Annotated in this window: 23 protein-coding genes; 14 read left to right on the forward strand and 9 right to left on the reverse strand. The window is 69.2% G+C overall.

Annotated features, from left to right (window positions below; all coding sequences use genetic code 11):
* Nucleotide 1 precedes the first annotated feature (1 nt).
* From SLUN_RS02300 to SLUN_RS02310, 3 genes are all read left to right on the forward strand, one after another.
* The gene (locus SLUN_RS02300; protein WP_108146930.1) at nucleotides 2-412 is read left to right on the forward strand and encodes a VOC family protein; all 411 of its coding nucleotides are present in this window, start codon (nucleotides 2-4) and stop codon (nucleotides 410-412) included.
* A gap of 1,141 nt (nucleotides 413-1,553) precedes the next feature.
* The gene (locus SLUN_RS02305) at nucleotides 1,554-1,829 is read left to right on the forward strand and encodes an isoamylase early set domain-containing protein (RefSeq protein ID WP_108146931.1); all 276 of its coding nucleotides are present in this window, start codon (nucleotides 1,554-1,556) and stop codon (nucleotides 1,827-1,829) included.
* Nucleotides 1,830-2,111: 282 nt separating this feature from the next.
* On the forward strand, nucleotides 2,112-2,471 hold the full coding sequence (locus SLUN_RS02310; protein ID WP_108146932.1) for a PRC-barrel domain-containing protein: 360 nt from the start codon (nucleotides 2,112-2,114) through the stop codon (nucleotides 2,469-2,471).
* 15 nt (nucleotides 2,472-2,486) lie between these two features.
* On the opposite strand, the gene SLUN_RS02315 is transcribed toward SLUN_RS02310, so the two are convergent.
* The 3 genes from SLUN_RS02315 to SLUN_RS02325 all read right to left on the reverse strand — a co-directional run bounded on the left by SLUN_RS02315 (nucleotide 2,487) and on the right by SLUN_RS02325 (nucleotide 5,514).
* A complete protein-coding gene (locus SLUN_RS02315; RefSeq protein WP_108146933.1) occupies nucleotides 2,487-4,001 on the reverse strand; it encodes a SpoIIE family protein phosphatase in 1,515 nt (504 codons plus the stop codon).
* A 321-nt stretch (nucleotides 4,002-4,322) separates the two neighbouring features.
* Nucleotides 4,323-5,120 (reverse strand): hypothetical protein, encoded by a 798-nt coding sequence (locus SLUN_RS41985; protein WP_306610661.1) that lies wholly within the window; start codon nucleotides 5,118-5,120, stop codon nucleotides 4,323-4,325.
* A gap of 13 nt (nucleotides 5,121-5,133) precedes the next feature.
* Nucleotides 5,134-5,514 (reverse strand): Het-E N-terminal domain-containing protein, encoded by a 381-nt coding sequence (locus SLUN_RS02325; protein WP_108146934.1) that lies wholly within the window; start codon nucleotides 5,512-5,514, stop codon nucleotides 5,134-5,136.
* A gap of 337 nt (nucleotides 5,515-5,851) precedes the next feature.
* Here SLUN_RS02325 and SLUN_RS02330 point away from each other — a divergent pair, with 337 nt between their 5' ends.
* From SLUN_RS02330 to SLUN_RS02345, 3 genes are all read left to right on the forward strand, one after another.
* Nucleotides 5,852-7,564, forward strand: coding sequence for a sigma-70 family RNA polymerase sigma factor (locus SLUN_RS02330; RefSeq protein WP_108146935.1), 1,713 nt, complete (start codon nucleotides 5,852-5,854; stop codon nucleotides 7,562-7,564).
* Between the two features lie 613 nt (nucleotides 7,565-8,177).
* The gene (locus SLUN_RS02335) at nucleotides 8,178-8,966 is read left to right on the forward strand and encodes an IPT/TIG domain-containing protein (RefSeq protein ID WP_159100158.1); all 789 of its coding nucleotides are present in this window, start codon (nucleotides 8,178-8,180) and stop codon (nucleotides 8,964-8,966) included.
* Nucleotides 8,967-9,296: 330 nt separating this feature from the next.
* Nucleotides 9,297-10,295: an IPT/TIG domain-containing protein gene (locus SLUN_RS02345; RefSeq protein ID WP_108146937.1), complete on the forward strand. Its 999-nt coding sequence runs from the start codon at nucleotides 9,297-9,299 to the stop codon at nucleotides 10,293-10,295.
* A gap of 225 nt (nucleotides 10,296-10,520) precedes the next feature.
* On the opposite strand, the gene SLUN_RS39860 is transcribed toward SLUN_RS02345, so the two are convergent.
* From SLUN_RS39860 to SLUN_RS02360, 4 genes are all read right to left on the reverse strand, one after another.
* Nucleotides 10,521-10,691: a hypothetical protein gene (locus tag SLUN_RS39860; RefSeq protein ID WP_170146541.1), complete on the reverse strand. Its 171-nt coding sequence runs from the start codon at nucleotides 10,689-10,691 to the stop codon at nucleotides 10,521-10,523.
* 288 nt (nucleotides 10,692-10,979) lie between these two features.
* Nucleotides 10,980-11,819 carry an NmrA family NAD(P)-binding protein gene (locus tag SLUN_RS02350; RefSeq protein WP_108146938.1) on the reverse strand — a complete coding sequence of 280 codons (840 nt, stop codon included), beginning with the start codon at nucleotides 11,817-11,819 and terminating at the stop codon, nucleotides 10,980-10,982.
* Nucleotides 11,816-12,241: a nuclear transport factor 2 family protein gene (locus SLUN_RS02355; RefSeq protein ID WP_108146939.1), complete on the reverse strand. Its 426-nt coding sequence runs from the start codon at nucleotides 12,239-12,241 to the stop codon at nucleotides 11,816-11,818. The genes SLUN_RS02350 and SLUN_RS02355 overlap by 4 nt, the downstream gene beginning before the upstream one ends.
* A 351-nt stretch (nucleotides 12,242-12,592) precedes the next feature.
* Nucleotides 12,593-12,991 (reverse strand): YybH family protein, encoded by a 399-nt coding sequence (locus SLUN_RS02360; protein WP_175314025.1) that lies wholly within the window; start codon nucleotides 12,989-12,991, stop codon nucleotides 12,593-12,595.
* Nucleotides 12,992-13,181: 190 nt separating this feature from the next.
* On the opposite strand from SLUN_RS02360, the gene SLUN_RS02365 reads away from it, so the two are divergent.
* From SLUN_RS02365 to SLUN_RS39865, 7 genes are all read left to right on the forward strand, one after another.
* Nucleotides 13,182-14,114, forward strand: coding sequence for a metal ABC transporter solute-binding protein, Zn/Mn family (locus SLUN_RS02365; protein WP_254710233.1), 933 nt, complete (start codon nucleotides 13,182-13,184; stop codon nucleotides 14,112-14,114).
* On the forward strand, nucleotides 14,114-14,998 hold the full coding sequence (locus SLUN_RS02370; RefSeq protein ID WP_108146942.1) for a metal ABC transporter ATP-binding protein: 885 nt from the start codon (nucleotides 14,114-14,116) through the stop codon (nucleotides 14,996-14,998). Before SLUN_RS02365 ends, SLUN_RS02370 begins: the two co-directional genes overlap by 1 nt.
* Nucleotides 14,995-15,918: a metal ABC transporter permease gene (locus SLUN_RS02375; RefSeq protein WP_108146943.1), complete on the forward strand. Its 924-nt coding sequence runs from the start codon at nucleotides 14,995-14,997 to the stop codon at nucleotides 15,916-15,918. The genes SLUN_RS02370 and SLUN_RS02375 overlap by 4 nt, the downstream gene beginning before the upstream one ends.
* Before the next feature lie 105 nt (nucleotides 15,919-16,023).
* On the forward strand, nucleotides 16,024-16,335 hold the full coding sequence (locus SLUN_RS02380; RefSeq protein ID WP_108146944.1) for a DUF1490 family protein: 312 nt from the start codon (nucleotides 16,024-16,026) through the stop codon (nucleotides 16,333-16,335).
* A 2-nt stretch (nucleotides 16,336-16,337) separates the two neighbouring features.
* Entirely contained in the window at nucleotides 16,338-18,521 is a 2,184-nt protein-coding gene (locus SLUN_RS02385; protein WP_108146945.1) for a heavy metal translocating P-type ATPase, read from the forward strand.
* Nucleotides 18,522-19,067: 546 nt separating this feature from the next.
* Complete coding sequence (locus SLUN_RS02390; RefSeq protein WP_108146946.1) at nucleotides 19,068-20,867, forward strand: VanW family protein; 1,800 nt, start codon at nucleotides 19,068-19,070, stop codon at nucleotides 20,865-20,867.
* A 313-nt stretch (nucleotides 20,868-21,180) separates the two neighbouring features.
* Nucleotides 21,181-21,327, forward strand: a complete 147-nt coding sequence (locus SLUN_RS39865) for a hypothetical protein (protein ID WP_170146542.1) — start codon at nucleotides 21,181-21,183, stop codon at nucleotides 21,325-21,327.
* 60 nt (nucleotides 21,328-21,387) lie between these two features.
* Here SLUN_RS39865 and SLUN_RS02395 read toward each other — a convergent pair whose 3' ends face one another.
* Both SLUN_RS02395 and SLUN_RS02400 read right to left on the reverse strand, forming a co-directional pair.
* A complete protein-coding gene (locus SLUN_RS02395; RefSeq protein WP_254710111.1) occupies nucleotides 21,388-21,834 on the reverse strand; it encodes a cupin domain-containing protein in 447 nt (148 codons plus the stop codon).
* 86 nt (nucleotides 21,835-21,920) lie between these two features.
* Nucleotides 21,921-22,829 (reverse strand): oxidoreductase, encoded by a 909-nt coding sequence (locus tag SLUN_RS02400; protein ID WP_108154460.1) that lies wholly within the window; start codon nucleotides 22,827-22,829, stop codon nucleotides 21,921-21,923.
* A gap of 71 nt (nucleotides 22,830-22,900) precedes the next feature.
* Between SLUN_RS02400 and SLUN_RS02405 the strand changes: the two genes are divergently transcribed.
* Complete coding sequence (locus SLUN_RS02405; RefSeq protein WP_257153894.1) at nucleotides 22,901-23,887, forward strand: ArsR/SmtB family transcription factor; 987 nt, start codon at nucleotides 22,901-22,903, stop codon at nucleotides 23,885-23,887.
* The last annotated feature ends 1 nt before the right edge of the window (nucleotide 23,888 follow it).

The following is a 23,888-nucleotide window of genomic DNA, read 5'->3' on the forward strand; positions in this document are numbered from 1 at the left end:
CATGACCATCGCACTCCAGTACTGCAGTATCACCGTCAACGACCCGGACGAGGCGCTCGCCTTCTACCGCGACGCGCTCGGCCTTGAGGTGCGCAACGACGTCGCCTCTGGCGGATTCCGCTGGGTCGCCCTCGGCAGCGCGACCCAGCCCGGCCTTGGGATCGTGCTCTCGGAACCGCACGCCGGCCGATCCCAGGCCGACGGCGACGCCCTGCAGGAACTGCTCACCAAGGGCGTCCTGCCGGACATCGTCTTCCGCGCCGACGATCTCAACGCGACCTTCGAGAAGGTGCTGGCATCCGGCGCCGAGGTGCTTCAGGAGCCCATCGACCAGCCCTGGGGCCCGCGCGACTGCCTGTTCCGGGACCCCTCGGGCAACATGGTGCGGATCTCGCAGGCGCCCAGAGCGTAGCCGCCGTCTGGCGACCAGATTCGTCTGACGGAGGACGAGTTCGAACAGCTCTCGGCGGCGTTCTTCAGGACGCCTGCGACCCGCCTGGCACTCGCCGAGCGCCGAGCAACCCGTGGGCATCCCGTGGGCATCCCGTCCGGGCTTATCAGTTCGACCTCCGCACGCCCGCGCACAACGGTCAACTGGCCGCCGCGCACTGCCTGGAGCTGCGATTCACGTTCAACAAGTTCGACAAGTGGTCGCAGGCACCGTTCCTGACAGGCCTCAGCCCCAGGGTCCGAGACGCCTCGCCACAACCATGCACCAGTCCTGGATCTCCTTCATCCGCACCGGCAGTCCCAGCCCCCACCCCATGCCGAACTGGGATCGATACGACCGGAACTCCCGCATCACGATGAGCCTGGACACCGTCACCGCCACCGCCACCGCCACCGCCACCAGCGGCCTCGCCGGATACTGGCGGCTGACCCCTCAGCCACCCATCGCCGTTGCAAGAACCCCGGCGACAATGGTGACCACGGCAAGGCCGACCATCGCCACCCGCACCGCCATCACCCCCCGGGCTGTGAAGGACGGGGAGGCAGACCGGGGGGCACCACCCATGCCGTGGGGGAACGTTGTTCCCCCGGGGATGCCCGATGGGCCCGGACGTCAGCCTCCCGCAGCTGCACACACCACATGCAGTCGTCTTCTTCATGCACCCGAGAGGCGAGCCAATAGGCGCCCATGAGCCGGGCATCGGGAACCGGGATCGGGTCACTTCCGGAGGCATCCATGCCCGGCCAAACGACGCAATCCAACCAAGGCAACGGCGGCTCACCACCATGCAACCGAACCGTCACCCGTCCTTGAGGGGACCTCTTCCGCACACACAGCGATCAAACTTCATCGATGGTGATCACTCGGCTGATCTCCGATTGACTCGCGAAGTCATCCAATACTCGATGCCGACCGGTCGATGGATGTGCCGCTGCCCGTTGCGGCTGCGCTCAGGCCGGCGGCCCGGCCGCACCTCGCCTGGGCACCCTGGCCGAAAGGGGCTGTTCGGGCGACAGGGCCGCACCGTCGGCGCAGCCGGGCGCGACGGGAGCGGCTCGGGGCGGGAACCTGACCCCAAGCCCTCCCAGAAGAAGGTATTCCCATGCTTGAGCGCTCCTGTGGAAAGCAGCACACCGAGGTCACCTTCGTCATCCCAGCGGACCAACCCGACGGTCAGGTCAGCGTCGTCGGCGACTTCAACGACTGGCAGCCCGGCACCCATACCTTTGCCGCCCGCAAGGACGGCACGCGTGCCGTCGCCGTCACACTGCCCGGCGAGCAGCAATATGAGTTCCGCTACCTCGCGGCCGGCGACTACTGGTTCGACGAAGACCAGGCCGACGGACACGACGGCCGTAACGGAATCCTGCGCACCTGACCGGAGCCGCTTCGCTCACTCCGACCACCGGCCACGCTGTGCCCGTCCGACAGCAGCTGCCGAGGCGGCATTCACGGCACGGCCGAAGCCCGCCGTACCGGGCGCGGGGAGCGTCTTCCGGATCGAGTTGGTCCAGAGCCGACGGGTGAACCATCGGTTGCGGTTTCAGTGGCAGGGGGTATGCGCAGAGGACGGCGCCAAGCGGTGTGCCATGCGGCGACCATGCCGATGACGTCACCTTGGTTCCTTATCTCTGACGGTGCAGCGAGGAGAGACGAAGCCGTGAGCAGCATCTGGGCATACGCGCAGGGAAGCGGCTACACCCCGGAGCAGTCGCTGGTGGGTTTCGCCGTCCAGGCCGCCGACGGGGCCATCGGACAGGTGGACCGGCAGCAGGACCAACCCGGGATCCAGCACCTGGTCGTCGACAACGGCGTATGGCTGTTCGGCAGGAGTGTCCTCATCCCGGCCGGCGCGGTCACCCGCATCGACACCGGCGCCCAAACGGTGACGGTCGCGTCGACCTGGGAGGAGATCAAAGCCGCACCCCAGTTCGTCACGGACAGCGAGACGACGGATCCCACGTACCTGGCGGCCGTCGGCACCTACTTCTTCTCGCTCGGTCTTACTCCGGCGTCCTGACGACCGTAACGAGCGTCACGCACCGCATTGATCCCCGACGACAAGGAGCTCGCCGGCCCGGGCGATGAGCAGGGCCACATCGTCGTGGTCTCCCGGGTGGCGCAGGGTGTGCAGAAGCAGGTCACAGGTGTCGTCCAGCGAGCGGTTGGGGTCATCGAGCACGTCGAGGAGAGCTTCGAGGCGTGCGTCGATCGGCTGGTCGCGGGTCTCGACCAGGCCGTCGGTGTAGAGGACGAGCTGGGCGCGTGGCTCGATGTCGAGGCAGGTGGTGTGGAAGGCGACGCCGCAGCCGCCCAGCGGTGCGCCGGTGGGCAGGTCGAGAAGCTCGCGCGTGCCATCGGGATGGTGGAGAACGGGCGGCAGGTGCCCGGCAAGGGAGACCTGGCACTGCGCGGTGCGGGGGTCGTAGACGGCATAGACGCAGGTCGCGAGGGTGTCGAGTCCGTCGGTGATGTGGTCGAGGTGGTGCAGAACCTGGGCGGGGTCGAGATCGAGATCGGCCAGCGTCCGGGTAGCGGTGCGGAGCTGGCCCATGGTGGCTGCGGCTGCTACCCCGCTGCCCATGACGTCGCCGACGACGAGGGCGGTCTTGTCGCCGCTCAGGGGAATGACGTCGAACCAGTCGCCGCCGATCTCGATGGTGGCCTGTGCGGGACGGTAGCGAGTGGCGACTTCCAGCCCCGGCCGCCGCGGTGGCGGGTGGGGCAGCAGGCTGCGTTGGAGGGTGAGGGCGGTGTGGCGTTGTTCTTCGACGGCGCGGTGCCGCTCGGTGACATCCACGCTGGAGGTTGCCACCCCCAGGACGTTCCCGTTGGGAGCCTCGAGCCGGTAGAACGAGATTGACCAGGCGTGGTCGTTGTCCGGGTCGGCCGGGGTGCGGCCGACGGTGTACTGGTCCAGGACCGGGGTGCCAGTGGCCAACACCTCGCGCATCGCCCCTTCGAAGGACTCGTCCAAGAAGGGCAGCACCTCATGGACGTGCCGACCAATATGCTCGACGGCAGGCACGCCGTTCATCCGCTCCTCCGCCGGGTTGACCGAGACGTACCGAAGATCGGTGTCCAGCACACCCAGTCCGATCGGCGACTGGGACACCAGTCGGGCGGACAATGCCAGGTCCCGTTCGACCTGCCGTAGCGTCGTTCGATCGGCGGCCAGGCCCAGGGCGTAATAGTCCCGCTGGTCGTCCTGCAGCCGCATGTTGCGGAACTCCACCAGCCGGGTGCTGCCGTCCTTGTGCCGGACGGGGAAGACGCCGGCCCAGCTGCCGCCGCCTTCCATGACCTGGGCGAACAGCGTCAGCACCTGCTCCAGGGCCTCCTCGCTGACCAGCAGGCGGGCGGCGTACTGGCCCAGGGCCTCCTCGGCGCTGTAGCCGAACAGGTCCTCGGCCTGCGGACTCCAGAGATCGATCCTGCCCTCGGCATCGAGGAGAACGGCCGCCACGTTCAGCACATCGAGCAGGCCGCCCGGCCCCGACGGAGCGGCCGCCGCGTCGAGATCGCCCCGCGAGGGCTCAGTCGCACCCATATTCCGGGCTCTCCTTCCGATCACAGCCACGACATCACGCCTGGTGAAGGCCAGGACCATGCGCCCACGTCCGTAGCCCCGGCCTCACTATCGTCCCCCTCCACCGGCCGCTCGCGCACACCACACTGCCTTGACCTCGACAGACGTGCGCCCTACGGCGGGCAATGCAGCGGCGGGACGCGGCGGCCCCGGCCACCGCCACCCGACGGGCAGCAGCCACATGACCTTGGTGCACGGCCGTGCCGCAGAGCTCAGTCCGGCGTTTATCGTTTCCCGGGCGCATGCTGGCTACGAAGCCTCGTGACGTCGGCTTCCGCCCACTCACCCGCCGGACGTACTTCCCCCGGCGCGGTTGTCGAGGGAGCCGGAGCGCAGCGCAAGGGCGCACCATATGGCCGCCGCCGTCAGTGCGGCCGCGGCCATCGCACCCAGCACAGGAGCCTCCGGCCGCCAGCCCAGGGAGAGCCGGGTGCCCAGGAGGGTGAGCACGACTGCGATCGGCCCTGGGGCGTAGACCGGCACCCTGGCGGCGGCAGCCCGCAGTACGGCTGCCGCCGCCAGGCCGATCGCGGTCCAGGCGACCAGATACGGCCAGACTGCCCCCGGAGCGGCAGGCGGCAGCCCGTATTCCTCGGGGCCGGTACGGAACAAGGCGCCGGCCCAACCCAGGCCCACCCCAAGGACGGTAATGCCCGCCGCCCACAAGGCGTGGCGCCACAGCGGGCCAGGCAGCACGGTCTCTTCATAGTGGTCAGGGCTGGAGGGGTCGAGGAGTTCGTTCACGCCCAGAAGGACGCGGCCCGGCGGCCGCACGTTGCCCGCGGAGGGTGGGTTCAGAACGAACCAGGACAGCAGGGCGGACTTTCCCGCCCACACATCGGCGCGCCACCACAGGTAGTCGCCTGCATCGGGCCGGGTGCAGAAGTCCGCGAGTTCGGCCGGCTCGTCCTCCCGGCCCGTCAGGACATCGGGGGCAATCGCCCGCACCTGGTAGAGATATGCCGACCGCGCCGCCGGGTGCACGGGCGCGAACGCGTTGAGCTGAAGGTTGCCGTCGCCGATCTGCAGGCCCCTGGACCCGCGGGCATCGACTACGTGGCCGCCTTCGTCCGCACCCACCAGCGCGGCCCTGTCAGTTGAATGTGTTGGTCTGCGTGTTGTGGTCACCCACCTGCACGCCCTTGGCCTCCCGGGCGTCCACGACGTTCGCCCCGGCGTACGAACCGGCCACGCCCAGATCCCGGAGCAACGACCGTGCGGTGGCCAGGATCTCCTCGTCCCGGTCGGCACCGGATGCCGACAGCAACTCGCTCAACTGGGCCTGCCAAACCCCGGGCTCGACCTCGCTCGCCTCCAGGATCCGCGCACTGCCCTCGCCGCGAGCAGCAAGACGCCGCCGAACCGCCTCGCGCAACGCTGCGTACGTGTCCCGGATCGCACTGCTCGCGGTGTCCGTGAGCCCTGCCGAAGCACCCGCGGCCAGCGCGGCCGCCACCAACTCAACCCCAGTCATACCCACCCCCGTCGTTGAACCGAATCGACTCAGCGTCACAACCAGTGACGCAGGCGACCAGTGTCACACCATCGACGGCCCCAGGGCAGAGAAAACCGCACAACCGGCCTGCACCTGACCGCGGGAGACGCCCAGGGCGCCCAGTTCGAGCAACGGCCGTTCGACGGCACCGCTTCAGCACGACGCGTCACATCCTGACCCACTCGCCACCGTTCGAAACTCATTCGCATAGCGTGCGCCCCGGCTCGCGACGCACTTTCTGTTATCGCGCTCCCCGGCCGGGGGTCTCCCCTGTGTCGGACAGAAAAGCAAGGACCGAGAAAGGGAGTGGACAGGCGTGGCAGCCAGCAGGGAACACGACAGCGCGTTGGTCGAGGCGGCGCGGCGAGGCGACCAGCGGGCACAGGACGAGCTTGTCGCCGCGTATCTGCCGCTTGTGTACAACATCGTGGGCCGGGCGCTGAACGGGCATGCCGATGCCGACGACGTGGTGCAGGAGACCATGATCCGCGCGCTCCGCGGTCTCGGATCGCTGCGTGACCCGGGCGGCGTCCGGTCCTGGCTGGTGGCCATCACGATGAACCAGATACGCCGCCACTGGCACAAGCACCGTGCCGAACCGGCCAGTTCGGATCTGCAGGAGGCGTACGACGTGGCCGACCCGGGCGCGGACTTCGTGGATCTGACGATCGTGCGGCTCGGTCTCGAGGGTCAACGGCGCGAGGTGGCGGACGCCACCCGCTGGCTGGACACCGACGACCGTGCGTTGCTGTCGCTGTGGTGGCTGGAGGCGGCGGGCGAGCTGGGGCGGGCCGAGGTGGCCGCCGCGCTGGAGCTGTCGCCGCAGCACACCGCTGTGCGCGTGCAGCGGATGAAGGCTCAGTTGGAGACGGCCCGTGTGGTCGTGCGGGCGCTGTCCGCGGTGCCCCGCTGCGTGCTCCTGGACCAGGCGATCGGGATCTGGGACGGCATCCCGTCGGCGCTGTGGCGCAAGCGGATCGCGCGGCACGCGCGTGACTGCGCCCTCTGTTCGGGGTTCGAAGCCGGACTGGTGCCTGCCGAGGGCCTTCTGGTGGGCCTCGGCCTGGTGCCGGTGGCCGGGGTGCTGGGCGGGCTCGCGGGGCTGGCTGCCTTCGGAGGTGCCGGTGCACCCGGCGACACGGCGGCCTTCGGCGCGGTCGGCCACACGGGCATGGGCGACCACGACCACACAGCCATGGACAGCCACTTGGGCGTGGACGGTTCCACAGTCTCGGGCAAAGTGCCCGGAGCGCCGGGCGACGACACCGCCGCCCTCAGGACGGTGGGCGGTGGCCGACCGCACGACCGCCGAAGTCGCCGGATACAAAGCCGAATACAGAAGCGGCGGCGTGCCACCGCCGTGGCCGCCGCTGCCGCCCTGCTGATCACGGGAGGCACGGTCGCCGGGACAGCCCTACTGTCGCCGGACGAGGAGAGGGATCGGGTGCAGTCGGCGTCCGCCACCGAGTCGCAGTCCGCGACGCCTTCGGCACCCGCCACCTCCCCGTCGCCCACCGCCTCGGCGTCCCCGTCTCCCTCGCCCAGCAAGTCCACAGCCCGGAAGCCCTCGTCGACCGCGTCGGCCGCCACCCCGCGCCCGTCAAAGACCAAACCGGCGGCGACAAATCCAGCGCAGCAGCCCAAACCCACCAATCCCGCGGACAGCCAGGCCGAGAAGGTCCTGGCGATCGTCAACTCTGAGCGCGCCAAAGCAGGCTGCCGCTCCCTGACCCTCGACGACCGCCTGGCCCGCGCCGCCCAGCTGCACAGTGAGGACATGTCGGCCAACGGCTACTTCGACCACACCAGCCAGGACGGCCGCACCTTCGTCGACAGGGCCCAGGCACAGGGGCACGAGGCCCCCGGCGCCGAGAACATCGCCCGCGGCCAGAGCTCTCCCGAGCAGGTGATGGAGTCATGGATGAACTCGCAGGGCCACCGCGACAACATCCTCAACTGCTCTCTGACCACTATGGGCCTCGGCCTGGTCGCCGACGACTGGACCTGGACCCAGGTGTTCGGCTCTTAGCGCGGCCCGGACCGTCAGGCGGGCAACGGCCGGCCTGCGCTCGACCTGCCGGCCTGGATGCCGATGTTCGCCCTGACGGGAAGCCCCGGCTCTGGGAGCCCCCGCCGCCTGCGGCTTGGCCTCCTCAGCGCCGCCGCCAGCTCGTCACCACCGCCCGCCGCCGGTGAAGAGCAGCGTACTCCGGCGCACAAAAAGAGTAATGCAAAGTCAATATGACAATTGCATAAACCACCGACACCCTCAATGCGCTCTGTTGGTGTCGGCATCCATCGGATTGAATCGAATCAGGCGAGACGGACCGTCCGGGTCATTCGACCCGTCAGCGCTTCCCACGGGATGGCCGGCCCTTTGCGTCAGGGCCGGCCGGCCATCCCCCGTGAGTCGCGGGCCGTTCCGCCATGCGATGCCTCACGGCTTCGTGAGACCTCAATCGCCTATCACAACCGGTCCCGCTGCGCGCGGTCGACGCGCTGTGGCGGCTCATCAGTTCCATCCCCGGCCTCACATCCCGCCGGAGACGCCCGGGACATTCCGTGAAGTGGGGACTTGTACCACTCAAGGTCATCCGCACCACTCCTGCCACGGCCGTACGACGAGCGCAAGGAGACCCGCCATGCCAACTCTCACCTCGCTGACGCCCACCCAGAGCCACAACGGGATCACCCTCACGCTGACCGGCACAAGCCTGTCGGGCACGACCAAGGTCAACTTCGGAACGAAGAAGATCAACCCCGCCACCGTCAGCGCCACCACCGTCACCGTCGCCATCCCGGTGCTGTGCGGTGGCCAGGTCAACGTCAGCGTCACTGCGGGCACCTCGACCAGCAATGCGCTCTCGTTCTTCTACATCGACCCCCCGGCGCCCAATGCTCTCAGTGCCAACACCGGTCCTGCGACTGCCACATCCCTGAGCGTCCTCGGCAGTGGCCTGCTGACCGCGACCGGGGTGACGTTCGGCGCCGTGGGTGCCGGCACCGGGGTGACCGTCGTGTCGGACAGCCAGTTGACCGTTACCTGCCCCGCGCACGGCGCCTTCGGCGGTGCCAGCTTCGACACGGTGGACTGCACCGTCACCACCGCCGGCGGTACCAGCATCCCGCTCGGCGCCCCCACCCAGTACTCCTACTACGACGTCCCGACCGTCACCAGCCTGGCTCCCACATCAGGACTGGTCGGTGAGGACACCACGGTCACCGGCGCAAATCTGGTGGACGTCAGCATCGTGACCTTCACCCCCACGGCCGGCGGTGCCGCGGTCCAGGCCGACTTCTCGAGCTTCTCCGACACCACCCTCGTTGCCACCGTCCCCGCGGGACTCGCCGCAGGCACGTACGACGTCCGGGCAACCACTCCCGGCGGCCAGACCGCGATCGTCGCCGGCGACGTCTACACCGTCAATTAGGCCGTGTCTGACAGATAGCGCCGTCCGCCCGCAGGGCGGGGTGCGCGGCGTCCGGTGCGTGCGATCGCAAGGCGGAGGAGGGAGGCATGGCGGAGCCATGCCGACCGACGACAACGCGGCGAGCGCGCGTGCCAGGGCACGCGAACCCGGCACGATCCAAACGAGAGGCCCCCGGTCCTGCCCGGCCCCACCCAGGGCCAACGGGTCGCCAGCACCTGCCGGTTCGATTCGGGGACGACCCGATGAGCGCCGAACATGAACCCGCTGCGCCCTGGCCGACACACGTCAGCCAGGGCGCAGCATCCTGAGGAGTCCGGGAAGGAACAGGCCATGGCCCCGGTAGTGAGCAGTCTCGATCCCAACAAGGGACCGATCGCGGGAGGCACGGCGGTGACGATCAACGGCAGCGGCTTCACCGGTGTCACCGCCGTCAAGTTCGGAACTGTCTCGGCCTCGTTCACGGTGATCAGTACCAGTCAGATCATCGCCACCTCGCCGGCGGGCTCCGGGACGGTGAACGTCACTGTTGTTGCGACATCGGGCACGAGCAACGGCTTCGCCTATGCCTATGTCGCGATTCCGGTGCTCAGCTCTCTGGCGCCTGGCCGGGGACCGACCTCGGGGGGAAACACGGTCATCGTCACCGGTACCAACCTGTCAGCGGCCACTTCGGTGCAGTTCAATACGAGTCCTGCCGTCATCACCGGCAACTCCGCCACCCAGGTCACCGTCACCGCGCCGGCGGCGCCGGCCGCCCCCGCCGTGGTCACGGTAACCACGGCGGGCGGCGCCAGCAATCCACTGCCGTACTTCTACATCCCGGCTCCGACCATCAGCCTGCTCAGCCCCGACAAGGGCCCGCTCTCCGCCGGAAACACCGTCACCATCACCGGCAGCAACCTGACTCTGACCAGCACGGTCCGCTTCGGGGCCACTGCAGCCACCGGCGTCACTGTCGACTCCGACAGCCAGGTCATCGCGAACGCCCCCAGCGGATCGGGCTCGGTGACCGTCACCGTCACCACACCGGGCGGCACCAGCACGCCCGGGCCGGGCACCGCGTACTACACATACCTCGTGGCTCCGGCCGTCAGCAGTCTCAACCCCTCATCGGGCCCTGCCCTCGGCGGGACCACCGTCACCCTCACCGGCAGCGGCCTGACCTTCGCCGACGAAGTGCGCTTCGGGAGTGTTCCGGTGCCGTTCACCGCCGTCTCCGACACACAGATCATCGCTGTCGCCCCCGGAGGGGCGCCGGGCACGGTGACGGTGGTCGTGCGCACCCCGGCAGGCACGTCCTCGGGCATCCCGTACCAGTACGTCACCTGAACCACAGCCGCGTGAGGGCGATCCCCCTGCTGGGGCAGGCGGTCGGGTCGAGCGGGAGGTGAACGACGCAGACCAACCGGCCCGGGGACCGCCGGAAGTCGTGGTGGTATGCCCGGGCCCTGGCCAAGCAGTCCCCAGCGATCGATCGAGCGCAGAACACCCCCTGCGGTGGCACCCGCGCTGCGGGTGTCACCGCTGCGGCTCGGCTGCGATCCTCACCGAGGATCAGTTGTGGCCGAACTTCCGCTGCTTCTTGTGGGAGACCGGCTCCGAGATCGGATGCACCGTCTCATGTGCGGCCGATGCCTTTGCCTGCTCCGTCGCCTCCACCGCGGTGCTGCGTTCATTGCCGCCGGTGCGGGCGCCGCGGTTCTGCCGACTCTGTTTCTTGCCCACGATCGCGCCTCCTGCTAGCGGACCTCGGACGATGGGCCGATACCAGGCTCGCACACGAGTACGAAGAGCGCATTTCGGGCACCCGCGCGGTGAGGGTGGCCTGATCTCGGCCGCCGACGCAGGCGTGCGCGCTGACGCCTTGCCTGGACAAGCGTCGAGCCCCAGCGGAGCCAGGGGCTCGGCCGGTCGCCGGCACGTTCCGGCTACCGGCCAGGATGCTGTTGTCGGGGAGCAGGTTGCGCAGGGTCTCGAACCAGAACGCCGGGTCGTCTTTGAACATCAGGTGCTTCACGTCAGCTCCCTCTCGGCGAAGGCCCGCAGGGTGCCCGGGGGGCGGCCGGTGAGGCGCTGGACGCTGTCCGAGGTGCGGTTTTCGGCCCCGTCGGCGATGGCGCGGTCCATGTCGGCCAGCATGGTGGCGAACTCCAGCGGTATCTCGGCCGCCCAGCGGTCGCGCAGCTGTTCAAAGGTCAGCTGCCGGTGCACCACGGGCCGGCCGGTGACCTCGGCGATGATCGCGGCGACGTCGTCGTAGCTCAGCGTCTGCGGCCCGGTGAGGATCAGGTCGGTGTTGGGGGCCTGTTCGTCGGTCAGGGCGCGTACGGCGACGGCGGCGATGTCCTGTGCGTCGACGAAGCCGACACGGCCCTCTCCGGTGGCCGTCAGGATGGCGCCCTCCTCACGGATGCTGCGGGCGTGGGGGGTGGAGCCGGTGAAGTTCTGCATGAACCAGGAGGGCCGCAGTACCGCCCACTGCGCGAACAGGCCGGGCAGGTCCTCGTGGACCTGCCCCACCGCCGGACCGCCCGCGGGGATCGCCGAAGAGCTGAGCAGCACCGCGCGGCGCACGCCGGCCGCGCGGGCCTGGCGGAGGAAGGGCAGCATGACCGCGGCCGGGTCCGAGGAGCCGATGGGCGGGACGAGGTAGACGCCCTCGACGCCATCGAGGGCGTCGCCCCAGGTCGCGGGCTCGTTCCAGTCGAACCGGACGGCCTGGGCGCCGTCCACCGGGGTGGCGCTGCGGCCGGCGGCCTTGACGCGGTGGCGCTCGGCGACCAGCCCGGCGGCGACACGGCTGCCGGTGGTTCCGGTGGCCCCGATGACCAGCGTTGCGGCAGGGGTGTTCATCGGTTCTCTCCTGCGAAGTCGGCGCCGGGCTGCTGGACGGCGAGGGGGTTCCAGTAGTCGCGGTAGGAGGTGATGCGCCCGTTCTTGACCGTGACCACTGCGATGTAGGTCATGTCGAAGGGGCTGTCGGTCTCCACCAGGCGGCCGACCCCGCGCATCTCGACCACGATCGTCTCGGGGGCGGTGGTCTGGTGGATCTTCACGTCGGGGAAGTCGTGGACGTCGACGTGGTCGGGGTAGTGGCGCATGTAGTCCGCGACGGCCTGCCGGCCCTCCAGCCGCTCGGGCCAGCCCTGGGGCGCGAAGGGGAACTCCAGGACGCCGCCCTCGTCCCACAGGTCCACCCAGGCGGGGATGTTCTTCTCCAGCAGCAGCTGCAGACCGTGGCGGTACAGCTCCGCGGCTGTCATTGGCACTGTCATGATCAAGGCTTCCGTTCTGCTCGAAGTCACAGCGATCCCGGCCCGACGGGTACGGCCACTCGTCACGAGAAGCGCGATATCCAGTGGTGGCGGTTCCTCATGACGGGGCACCCGAATGAAAGCGGACCGATAGTCCGTATGAGTTTGAGCATACGGACTACCGGTCCGCTTCGCAAGCCTGAGTACGGCCGGTACCGCGATCAGCCGTTCGGGGGCCCGCAGGACGGCGGCGCCGTCGCGCGCGACTGCCCGCTTCGAGCGCGGGCGTCACCGACGACGACCTGCTGTCCACAACCGGCGCACAAAACAGGCCCGGCGGCGATGCGCTCCAGGGCGGACAGGCCTGCCACGTCAGTCCATGCTCGGGAAGGAATGGTGTTCGTGCGCCACGACCCAGCGTCCGCCTTCCTTGCGCAGCCCGACCGTCAGACGCAGCCGGTTCTCGGGGTCTTCCTGCAGCTCCTTCTGGGTTCCGCAACGCAGCAGTGCGTGCGCGAAGGCGACATCGTCGCCCGCCGTGACGTCGATCTCGATGATCTCGAACGAAGCGCCCTGCCGCTGCCATTCGAAGAACGGCGGCCACGTCTCACCGTAGAGCTCAATGCCCCGTACTCCGCCTTTGGGCGGCGGCACATCGAACATCACGATGTCGTCGGCGTGATCGACGAGGACACCGTCCAAATCTCCCGCGCGCACAGCCTTCGCCCAGCGCTCGATCAGCGCCCGGATCTGTGTCTCGTCATCATCCACGGCTGCGTCCCTTCGGATGCCGCCCTTCGGCGACCATGCTCGAATGCGTACGAAGTGAGGACCGCCTCGACGCCCCTGGTTCATCGCTGACCAGGCCCTGCCCCATTGCACTCCAGTGGAAGGCGGGAAGCGACGGGGCGATAATTCAAGTGATAACCGTTTCGGTTTCACTTCGGTTGGGATGACGCGTATGCAGTCCTCAGCCCGCAGCCCGGCTCTCCTTGTCGGTGTCGCCGTGGCACTGATATCCGGTTGCGGCAGCTCCGTGAACGCCGCCTCGGTCGACAGCTCGCCGAGCGCCACGCCGTCGTCCGTCATCCCGGTGGTCGCCTCCACCAACGTCTACGGAGACATAGTCGTGCAGATCGGTGCCGACAAGGTAGACGTCGTCTCGATCATCAGCGACCCGGCACAGGACCCCCACTCGTACGAGGCCAGCGCGCAGAACCAGCTGGTGTTGTCCAAGGCGAAAGTCGTCGTCGAGAACGGCGGCGGGTACGACGACTTCGTCGGCAGGATGCTGCGCAGCGCGAAGAACTCCTCGGCCGATGTCATCGACGCCGTGGACGTTTCGGGAAAGACCCCGTCGGCGGGCGGCGAACTGAACGAGCACGTCTGGTACGACTTCCCCACGGTGGGAAAGCTGGCCGACCGGATCGCGGACTCCCTGGCCAAGGCCGCTCCCGCCGACGCAGACGTCTTCCAGCAGAACGCGAAAACGTTCAAGGAGGAGCTGACGTCCCTCCAGGACAAGGAAGCGCGGATCGAGGCGGACCACGCGGGCGCCGCCGTGGCGGTCACGGAGCCTGTCCCGCTGTATCTCGTCGAGGCGAGCGGGCTGCGGAACAGCACGCCTTCAGATTTCAGCGAGGCCGTCGAGGAGGGTGACGAGGTCTCCCCGAGGACTCTCCAGCACACGCTTGAGCTGTTCACCAACAAGCAGGTCGAGGCGCTGGTGTACAACGAGCAGACCGCCGGCGCGCAGACGGAGAAGGTCAAGCAGGCCGCCGAGGACAACAGCATCCCGGTGGTTCCCATGACCGAGACCCTTCCGCAGGGCGAGGACTACATCAGCTGGATGACGGCCAACGTCGACGCACTCAAGAGCGCATTGGACAGCTGATGGACCGCACGGAGGCCGTCGCACCGCTTACCCGCCCGGGCCCTGCCGCCCCCGGGAGCGCGGACCCGGCCGCACCGGTGATCACTCTGCGGGGCGCCGCTTTGGCTTACGGCGACCGGGTGCTCTGGCGCGACCTCGACCTCGATGTGCGGCCCGGGGAATTCCTCGCGGTGCTGGGCCCGAACGGATCGGGCAAGACCAGCCTGCTGCGCGTACTCCTGGGCCGGCAGCCGCTCACCGCAGGGTCGCTGACGGTCCTCGGCCGGACTCCCCGGCGCGGCAGCAGACACATCGGCTACATCCCCCAGCAGAAGTCCCTCCCCGCACACACGATGCTGCGGGCCCGTGACCTGGTACAGCTCGGCATGGAAGGCCATCGCTGGGGACTCTCGCTGGCCCCCGGCACGATCCGCCACCGTGTGGACGAGCTCCTGGCGTCGGTCGGCGCGACGCCCTATGCGGATGTTCCCGTCGGCAGACTCTCCGGCGGCGAGCAGCAGCGCGTCCGCATCGCGCAGGCGCTCGCCACCGACCCGCGGATCCTGCTCTGCGACGAGCCCTTGGTCTCCCTCGACCTGCAGCACCAGCGCACCGTCACCACTCTCGTCGACCGGCGGCGCCGCTCCGCCGACACCGCCGTCGTATTCGTCACGCACGAGATCAACCCTGTCCTGGGGCTGGTGGACCGGGTCCTGTATCTGGCCCGGGGCGGATTCCGGATCGGAACGACGGACGAGGTGATGACCTCATCCACCCTGTCGCAGCTGTACGGGACACACGTCGATGTCGTCCGCGTCAGGGGCCGCATCGTCGTCGTCGGGGCACCCGACGCCGCCACCGTGCACGTCCACGCGGGCGGCGCGAATGGCGGCGGTCGGCCGTGACAGGGGTCGGGCTGTTCGCCTCCGACGGGGAGGACACCAGCGTCTGGCATCAGATCTTCAACTTTGACAACTACGGCGAACTGCTCGGCCTCGTGCAGAACTCACTGCTGGCCGGGGCCCTCGTGGGCCTGGTCGGCGGCCTGGTCGGAGTATTCGTGATCATGCGCGATCTGCCCTTCGCCGTGCACGGGATCAGCGAACTGTCGTTCGCCGGCGCCTCGGCGGCTCTGCTGCTGGGGCTGAACATCGTGGCGGGGTCCATCGCCGGTTCCCTGCTGGCGGCAGGGGCGATCGGTGTCCTGGGCGTCCGCGCCCGGGACCGCAATTCGATCATCGGCATCATCATGCCGTTCGGGCTCGGCCTGGGCGTGCTCTTCCTGTCGCTCTACAAGGGGCGAGCGGCGAACAAGTTCGGCATTCTGACCGGCCAGATCATCGCCGTCGACACCCCGCAGATGGCGTGGCTCGTCGGCACCTCCGTGGTGGTGCTCATCGCGCTCGCGATCGTCTGGAAGCCGCTGACCTTCGCCAGCGTCGATCCGGAGGTGGCCGCGGCGCGGGGCGTTCCCGTACGCGCACTGTCCCTGGTGTTCATGCTGGTCCTGGGCCTCGCGGTCGCCCTGTGCGTACAGATCGTCGGAGCGTTGCTGGTGCTCGCGCTGCTGGTCACTCCGGCGGCGGCGGCCGCGCGGATCACCGCCTCCCCCGTGCTGCTGCCCGTACTGAGCGTCGCCTTCGCGATGGTCTCGATGGAGGGAGGGATTCTGCTCGCCCTCGGGAGCACTGTCCCCATCAGCCCGTACGTCACCACCATTTCGTTCGCGATCTATCTCGTCTGTCGTCTGGCGAGCACCCGGCGGGCCAACCGGGCGCCCCGGACCGTGCTTTCCGCGCCGGAACAGCCCGCCGTGCGGGCCTGACCGGACCGCTCACCGTTGGCCCCCGTTCGCCCCGGCTCGCCGCACGGGCGCACACTTGAAGAGAGGTCCGTCGAGCCCGTTCGGGCAGAGACGAAGGAGCCTTTTATGCATCCAGTTGCTCTCGCTGGTGCCGCCGCTGGCCGCCTCGCTCATTACGCCATCTCCGGAGTGGTGGGCGGCCTGATCATCCGGGGGGCGGCCAAGCGCCTGCCCGAGGCCAAACCAGCTGCCCGCAAAGCCCTCGTCGGAGGTATCGCGAACGGAATCGTCGCCGGCCGCTGGCTCGCCTCGGCCACCGAGGAAGCCCGGCTGAAGGCGGGGGACATGGTTGCGGAAGCCCGGACCACACTGGGCGAGGAGGTACCTCCCCCCTCAGCGGTGAGCGTCGAGGACCACGATCACGGACACGAGCACTGATCATGGCCGGCGTCGTCGTACGCTCCGTGGCCGCAGGCCGGGCCCGTCTGACCGTTCCGTGGGTACGGGCCCGCCCAGGCAGCGCCGGACTGGTTGACGAGCGCCTGAACGGCATCAGCGGCTTCCGTGCGCTGCGGATCTTCCCCCGCACGGGAAGCGTCGTGATCTGGGTGGCTCCGGACCGACTGGACGTCGACGGGCTGGTAGCCGCGCTGGAGGAAGCCCCGCCCGCGTCCGCGCCCGCCGCGCCCACCCGGTCCACGCCCGACTCCTCCACCGGTGAGGTCGCCCGGCTGGTGGTCGGAGGCCTGGTCCTGGCGCTCGTGGCACTGCGCCGCCTGCTGCGCCGGCCGCGGATCACCCTCGGCTCCTCCGGATTCCTGGGCGCGATCACGGTCTTCACCGGTCTGCCCTTCTTCCGGGGTGCCCTGCGCTCGCTGCGCGGCCGCCGTTCTCCCGGGACGGACACCCTGGTCACAGCGGCGACGGTCATCTCGCTGGTGCTGCGCGAGAACGCCGTGGCCCTCACCGTGCTGTGGCTGCTGAACATCGGTGAGTTCCTCCAGAACCTGACGCTGCGCCGTACCCGTCGCGCCATCGAGGAGCTGCTCACCATCGGTGAGGAGCGCGTCTGGCTCGTGCGGGAGGGTGTCGAGGTCGAGGCGGCGCTCGAGGACGTCGAGCGGGAAGACATGGTCGCCGTGTACGAGCACCACCGCATCCCGGTTGACGGACATGTCGTCTCCGGCGAGGCCCTGGTGGACCAGGCCGCGGTCACAGGTGAAGCCCTGCCCGTCTATGCCCGGGCCGGCACACACGTCTACGCCGGGACCATCGTCACCTCCGGCTCGCTCACCGTCCGGGCCACCTCGGTCGGCCGGGACACCACGGTGGGCCGGATCATCAGCCGGGTCGAGGAGGCCCAGTCCGACCGGGCACCGATCCAGACCGTGGCCGCTCGCTTCACCCGGCGCTTCGTCCCCGTCTCCTTCGCCCTGGCCGCGCTGACCTACGTGTTCACCCGCGATGCGCGCCGCGCGATGACCATGCTGCTGATCGCTTGCCCGTGCGCAGCCGGCCTGGCTACACCGACCGCCATCAGCGCCGCCATCGGCAACGGAGCACGCCGCGGCACCCTGATCAAGGGCGGCACCCACCTTGAGGGCATCGGCCGGGTCACCGCCGTCGTCTTCGACAAGACCGGCACGCTCACCTTCGGCCGCCCACTGGTCACCAGCGTGGTCACCTTCCACGAGGGCTTCACCGCCGACGAGGTTCTGAGCCTGGCCGCATCAGGCGAGTTGCACGCCCGTCACCCGCTTGCCCAGGCCATCGTCGCCCGCACCGAGGAACAGCACCTGCACGTGCCCATCCACCAAGCCTGCGAGGTCGTCCTCGGCATGGGCATGCGCGCCGAACTGGACGGCACCCGGCTGCTGGTCGGCAGTCCGGCCCTGCTGCGCCGGCACGGCGTCAATCTGACCGACGAGGCCCAGGGCTGGACGGAACGGCTGCGGGGCGGCGGCGAGACTGTCATCTGTCTCGCCCACGACGAAGACCTGATCGGCATGCTCGGGGTCTCCGACGCCGTACGCGCCGGAGCCGAGACCGTCGTCCGGCAGCTGAGAGACCTCGGCGTGTCCCGCCTGGTGCTGCTCACCGGCGACGCACCCGAGACCGCACAGGTCGTCGCCGACACGCTCGGCATCACCGAAGTCCACGCACACGCCCTCCCCGAGGGCAAACTCCAGCTGATCCGCGACCTTCAGGCCGAGGGCCACACAGTGGCGATGGTCGGCGACGGCACCAACGACGCCCCCGCCCTCGCCCTCGCCGACGTCGGGATCACCATGGGCGAACACTCCTCGCACGTGGCCCTGGAAACCGCCGACATCGCCCTCGCGGGCAACGACCTGCAGCAGGTCGCAGCCGTCGTCGAACTCAGCCGCCACACGCTGCGCGTCGTACGCCAGAACTACGGCCTCGCCATCGGCGTCAACCTCGTCGGCCTGCTCGCCGGTGCCGGCGGCTCCATGAACCCCGTCCTGGCGGCTCTGCTCCACAACACCAGCAGCATCGCGGTCGTCGGAAACTCCGCCCGGCTCGTCAACCACACCCCACATCTGCCCCGCACGACCGACGAGGTGCTGAAGGCGGCCCCGCTGGAAGACCGCCGGGTGCATTGACGCCCGCCCTCCCGCACGGACGAGCGACCCGCGGCCAGGATTCCGCTCCCCGCCATGTGGTGCGCGATCGGGATCCAAACGGCCGACACCTGCTGTCCGCACCAGGTGGATCTTCGTGGTCGGTCCACGAGAACGGCCGATGGCATGGTCTCAAGACTCGTCGGCCGGAGTCCCTCTTTGCGGGCCCTGTGACAGCGGCCTGGCTGCTGCCGTGGCCTCGAGCGCGAGGGTGAACAGGACGCCACCGGCCAGGAACGCGACGCGGCATGGCCTGCTACGCCGTCGCGCAGAGAAGGCAGCCCGCCTGTGGCAGGTCTCCCTCGACATGCTCGCCGCCGCGACATCCTCCGCCTGACCGCACCACCGCACGCACCGGCGGCTCCCCCGGTCGCACCTGGTATCCAGGGAGCTCCTCGAGCGTGACATCAATAACATTTATGCCGCATTTCGCCCGTTTTGGTGAATCATTTGGTGCGAATCCACGTACACCGAGCTGCTCCGGCGGCCCAAAGCGCTTTCCGGCTGGTCTGCGCCACAGGGAGAGACATGGGACGCGCGCCCAGCGGAATTGGCAACTGGCGGATTGTTCTGTCCGTCGCAGGCGGGGCTGCCGTGCTCGGGCTGGGCGGCCTCTACGCCACCGGGCTGGCGGCCGGCGACGACATCGCCGAGGGCACACGCGTGCGCGGGGTCGACATCGGCGGGATGAGCCGAGCACAGGCCCAGCGGGTCCTGGACCAAAAGCTCGGGCCGGCCTTCGCGGCGCCGGTCGCTTTGAAGATCGGTGACCGCATCGGGAAGGCCGATCCCGGTGCGCTCGGGCTGTCCCTGGACGCCGCCGCGTCCGCCGACCGTGCCGCAAGCGCAGGATCCGATCCGGTCACCGTGATCGGCAGGCTCTTCGCCTCCGACGACCGGGACGTCGAGCCGGTGATCCGCATGGACGAGCAGAAGAGCCGGGCCGAAGTCGACCGCATCGGTGCAGCCGCCAAGCAGCAGGTCCGCGACGGGGCAATATCGTTCGACAAGGGCAAAGCCAAGGCCGTCGCCCCGGTCACCGGCATCACCGTGACCACGGACCAGGCCCTGGACACCATTCGCGACGCATACCTCCGCACGCCGGCTGCCGGCCCCGTCGTGCTGCCCCTCAAGCAGACGCAGCCGCGGATCGGCCCGCAGGAGACCGAGCGGGCCATGAGGGAGTTCGCCCGGCCCGCGATGTCCGGCCCGGTCACGCTCACCCTCGCCGAGAAACGCATATCCATCGGCCCCTCCGCTCTCGGCAGTCACCTGACGATGAAGCCCGACGCCCAAAAACGCCTCGTGCCGGCCCTTGACTCCAAGGGCCTGCTCGCCGACTCCGCCGTCTCCCGCCCTGTGCGGGAAGCCGCCCAGAGCCCCCGGGACGCCGTGTTCCGGCTCGACGGCAACGACCGAGTCGTAGTGGCGCAGGAGGCCCGCGTTGGGCGGCCGGTCACCGAGAAGGCACTCGGCGAGGCCGTCGTACCCCTGCTGACCCGCTCCGGCGCCGCCCGTACCGGCGAGATCGCCACCACCGAGGTCCAGCCGCAACTCACGAGCGCATCAGCGCAGCGACTCGGCATCTTGGAGAAGGTCTCCTCCTTCACCGTGAACTTCCCGGCCGCCCCCTACCGCAGCACCAATATCGGCCGCGCCGTGGAGCTCATCAACGGCTCGGTCGTCCTCCCCGGACAGGAGTGGAGCTTCAACCGAACCGTCGGCAAGCGCACCAAGGAGAACGGCTTCGTCGACGGCCTCATGATCAACAACGGCCAGTACGAGAAGTCTCCCGGCGGCGGCGTCTCCGCAGTCGCCACCACGATGTTCAACGCCATGTTCTTCGCGGGAGTCAAGCCCGTGGAGCACGGCGCCCACTCCTTCTACATCGAGCGCTACCCCGAAGGCCGCGAAGCCACGGTCGCGTGGGGCACTCTCGACCTGCGCTGGACCAACGACTCGGGCCACGCCCTCTACATCCAGGCCGAATCCACCAGCACCTCGGTGACCATTACCTTCCTCGGCACGAAGAAGTACGACGAGATACGTGCGACCAAGGGGCCGCGCACCAACATCAAGCAGCCGGGCACGCGGACAGGCAGCGACCCCAAGTGCGAGGTCCAGACCCCGCTCGAAGGGTTCGACATATCCGTCGGCCGCGACTTCGTGCAGGACGGCCGAAACGTCAAGCACGAAGACTTCAAGACTCACTACACCCCTCGTGACAAGGTCACGTGCACCCCTGAGGAACCGGCCCCCACAGCGGCGGCGGACCGACCGGACGCACCGCGCGCGACGGCAACGCCCGGCAGCGACCCCCTCGGCTGATTCGTAACGCCCAGGAGCGAAGACGCCGCGAGCAACAGCGGCAACCGGTACACCGAGGTCGTCGGGACATCGCGGGCTCGTCCAGCGGGACCCCGGCGCTCGCGGCTCTGCCGCCCGGTCGCGGGTTACTGCTCGGAGTGGTGCACCCGCCGGGCCCCGGCACCCCGGCTGCTTCAGGACGGCCAATGGGCGGCTGCACCGCTGAGGCCACGTCGGACATGGCTGGCCCTTCACCTGAGTGCAGCTTGCATACTTATGCATGAAATGTCATAGTTTAGCCATGCATAGGCCTCTACCCGAGGAACATGACTTGATGACCACTGGAGCCCACCCCAACGCTCCCGCCCCCCGCGCGAACATCGCCCAAGCTCGCAACTGCGACGAGTGCCGCGGCTGGGGAAGCGTGGTGACCGATGGACGCTACGAGCTCTGCCCCGCCTGCCAGACCCAGAGCGCGTGACCGACAGTTGTGCGTATCGCGATCACGTCAGCCCCCCAATCCCAACCCCCGCTTTCACGGTCAGGTACGCAGCCGCGTCCGATCCTCCTGCGCCACCGCGAAGCCGGGTACGGACGGCCACCGAATCGTCAACACCACCGACTCCTCTTCCGCGACCCACGAATGGTCGACTCCGCGCCCCCACACGACGTAGTCGCCCTGCTGTTCCAGGAGAACACTGCGTCCCGGGAGTTCGACGCGGAAGCGGCCGCTGATGAGAACCAGGAGAGCCGTTCGTTCCTCACCTCTCACCCACTGCATTCGCTCGTCGCCACGCGGATGGACGCCCCATTTGATCTCCACAGCGTCGCTGTGGAGAGGACCTTCAGCCCCTTTGAAGTGCCCGAGGAGCCATCCCCGGTCCAGTGCCGCGTCCTTGCCTGCATTGCCCACGTACGCGCCGGTCAAGGGCACCCTGGGCGAGGACGAGTCAACGGTCTGGGTGAAGTGAACGGAGTCGTCGAGCATGCGGAGTGGCCGCCAGTTTGCTCGCTCCGGGTGACAGCAGGCGCTGACCTCGGTGTCCGGAATCTGGCGGCATGGTCGAGTTTCGCTCACGCTCCGCTCTGGTGGATGGAGTCCAAGACGGCCAGTTCGTCCTCGGAGAGGCGCAGTGCGCCGGCGGCCACGTTCGCGACCAGGTGTTCAGGGTTGCCGGTACCGGGGATGGCCAGCACATGCGGCCCCCGGTGCAGCGTCCATGCCAGCCGCACCTGCGCCGCGCTCATCCCGTGCGCCCGCGCGACGGCAAGCACCTCATCGCTGTCGGAGCCACTCGCGCCCACCTCACGCCCGGCGCCGGCGATCGCATAGAACGGCACGAACGCGACACCCTGCTCACCGCAGGCACGCACGAACTCGTCGTGCTCGGGCCGCACGCCGATGCCGTACTGGTTTTGGACGCAGACCACCGGCGCGATGGCCTGGGCCTCGGCGAGGTGCTCGGGGGTGACGTTGGAGATGCCCAGGTGGCGGATCAACCCGGCGTCGCGCAGCTGGGCCAGTGCGCCGAAACGCTCGGCGATGGAATCGGTTCCCACGATGCGCAGGTTCACCACGTCGAGGTGATCACGGCCGAGCTGGCGCAGGTTCTCCTCGACCTGGCCGCGCAGCCGCTCGGGAGTGGCATGGGGCTGCCACGCACCCGACGGGTCCCGGCCAGGCCCGACCTTGGTGGTGATGACGAGATCGTCGGGGTAGGGGGCCAGTGCCCGGTTGATCAGCTCGTTGGCGGAGCGCAGCGCCGAGAAGTAGAACGCGGCGGTGTCGATGTGGTTCACACCGAGCTCAACCGCCCGGCGCAGCACGCTGATCGCGCGGCCGCGGTCACTCGGAACGGCGTCGTCCGCGAACGCCTCGCCGCTCTGCGTCAGGCGCATCGCGCCGAAACCGATCCGGTTGATCTCCAAGTCGCCGAGCGTCCAAGTACCTGATACCGCCGCGGTGATCGTCTCTGAGGTCATGTCCGGGATGATCTCCACGATGTAGGCTGCCAGGCCATTGGTTAAGACATGTGCGAATCCTCGGGGTGGCGGTGCTGGCGGAGCTGGCTTTTTCGGTGAGCGATCTGGCGCAGGTGCGGTTCGCCGTCTCGCCGATGTGGGAGGTCGGGCCCAGCTTCCGGCTGCTGCACTCCGGCTCCGCGTACCCCGTGCACCGGCCCTGGGCCGAGCAAGTACGGGCACGGCTGGCAGCCGCCGGGCTGGACCGGGGCTGGCTCGCCGAGCTGATCCCGCCCTCGGGGTATGTTCCCGACTTCCTCAACCCGGCACCCGCCGGGCCGGCGCCCACGCTGGCGGAGGAGCTGGCCAAGATCCGGGCTGCTCCCTCCACCCGGATCCGCCAGGACCTCGACCGGCTGAGGCACGAGCAGGGGCGTCTCGGCCCCCGGGCGCGGACCCTGTACGCCGAGCCGCAGGCCCGCCTGGTCCGGGTCGCGGAAGAGATCGAGACCTACTGGGAGCTGGCGCTGGCGCCCTACTGGGCACGGATCCGGGCGGTGCTCGACGCCGACATCTTCTACCGGGCCCGGCAAGTCGCCGAGCACGGCACGAGCCACCTCTTCAACGATCTGCACCCCTCGGTGAGCTGGGACGACAACGCGCTCCGGCTGGCCCGCCGGCCGCGGCCCCTGTCCCGCAATACTGCGGGCGCGGGGCTGTTGCTGATTCCTTCGGCCTTCACCGGACCGGGTCCGTTCACCCGCGTGACGCCGCCGGAACCGCCGCAACTGGCCTATCCGGCGCGCGGCACGGGCTCGCTGTGGGGACCGCGGCCCATCACCGGGACCGATGCCCTCGCCGCCGTACTCGGCCGCTCCCGGACCCTGCTGCTGACCGAACTGGAGACTCCGGTCTCCACCACCGAACTGGCCCACCGCACAGGGCTATCGGCTGCCGGAGTGTCCCAGTGCCTCACCGCGCTGCGCGACGCGGGCCTGGTCAGTGCCCACCGAGCCGGCCGTTCCGTGCTGTACGCCCGCACCTCCGTCGCCGAATCCGTCCTCGCCGCCTCCCCATAGG

Origin of the sequence: Streptomyces lunaelactis (genome assembly GCF_003054555.1) — a bacterium.
Taxonomy (GTDB): Bacteria; Actinomycetota; Actinomycetes; order Streptomycetales; family Streptomycetaceae; genus Streptomyces; species Streptomyces lunaelactis.

What these genes read in the sequence shown, in the direction of transcription:
- SLUN_RS02395 (WP_254710111.1), bottom strand. Translation starts at nt 21,834, where the DNA reads ATGCTCGACGACTCCGTTCACTTCACCCAGACCGTTGACTCGTCCTCG.
- SLUN_RS02345 (WP_108146937.1), top strand. Translation starts at nt 9,297, where the DNA reads ATGGCCCCGGTAGTGAGCAGTCTCGATCCCAACAAGGGACCGATCGCG.
- SLUN_RS02325 (WP_108146934.1), bottom strand. Translation starts at nt 5,514, where the DNA reads ATGACTGGGGTTGAGTTGGTGGCGGCCGCGCTGGCCGCGGGTGCTTCG.
- SLUN_RS02315 (WP_108146933.1), bottom strand. Translation starts at nt 4,001, where the DNA reads ATGGGTGCGACTGAGCCCTCGCGGGGCGATCTCGACGCGGCGGCCGCT.
- SLUN_RS02400 (WP_108154460.1), bottom strand. Translation starts at nt 22,829, where the DNA reads ATGACCTCAGAGACGATCACCGCGGCGGTATCAGGTACTTGGACGCTC.
- SLUN_RS02305 (WP_108146931.1), top strand. Translation starts at nt 1,554, where the DNA reads ATGCTTGAGCGCTCCTGTGGAAAGCAGCACACCGAGGTCACCTTCGTC.
- SLUN_RS02355 (WP_108146939.1), bottom strand. Translation starts at nt 12,241, where the DNA reads ATGACAGTGCCAATGACAGCCGCGGAGCTGTACCGCCACGGTCTGCAG.
- SLUN_RS02350 (WP_108146938.1), bottom strand. Translation starts at nt 11,819, where the DNA reads ATGAACACCCCTGCCGCAACGCTGGTCATCGGGGCCACCGGAACCACC.
- SLUN_RS02370 (WP_108146942.1), top strand. Translation starts at nt 14,114, where the DNA reads ATGGACCGCACGGAGGCCGTCGCACCGCTTACCCGCCCGGGCCCTGCC.
- SLUN_RS02380 (WP_108146944.1), top strand. Translation starts at nt 16,024, where the DNA reads ATGCATCCAGTTGCTCTCGCTGGTGCCGCCGCTGGCCGCCTCGCTCAT.
- SLUN_RS39865 (WP_170146542.1), top strand. Translation starts at nt 21,181, where the DNA reads ATGACCACTGGAGCCCACCCCAACGCTCCCGCCCCCCGCGCGAACATC.
- SLUN_RS02385 (WP_108146945.1), top strand. Translation starts at nt 16,338, where the DNA reads ATGGCCGGCGTCGTCGTACGCTCCGTGGCCGCAGGCCGGGCCCGTCTG.
- SLUN_RS02390 (WP_108146946.1), top strand. Translation starts at nt 19,068, where the DNA reads ATGGGACGCGCGCCCAGCGGAATTGGCAACTGGCGGATTGTTCTGTCC.
- SLUN_RS02335 (WP_159100158.1), top strand. Translation starts at nt 8,178, where the DNA reads ATGCCAACTCTCACCTCGCTGACGCCCACCCAGAGCCACAACGGGATC.
- SLUN_RS02365 (WP_254710233.1), top strand. Translation starts at nt 13,182, where the DNA reads ATGCAGTCCTCAGCCCGCAGCCCGGCTCTCCTTGTCGGTGTCGCCGTG.
- SLUN_RS02300 (WP_108146930.1), top strand. Translation starts at nt 2, where the DNA reads ATGACCATCGCACTCCAGTACTGCAGTATCACCGTCAACGACCCGGAC.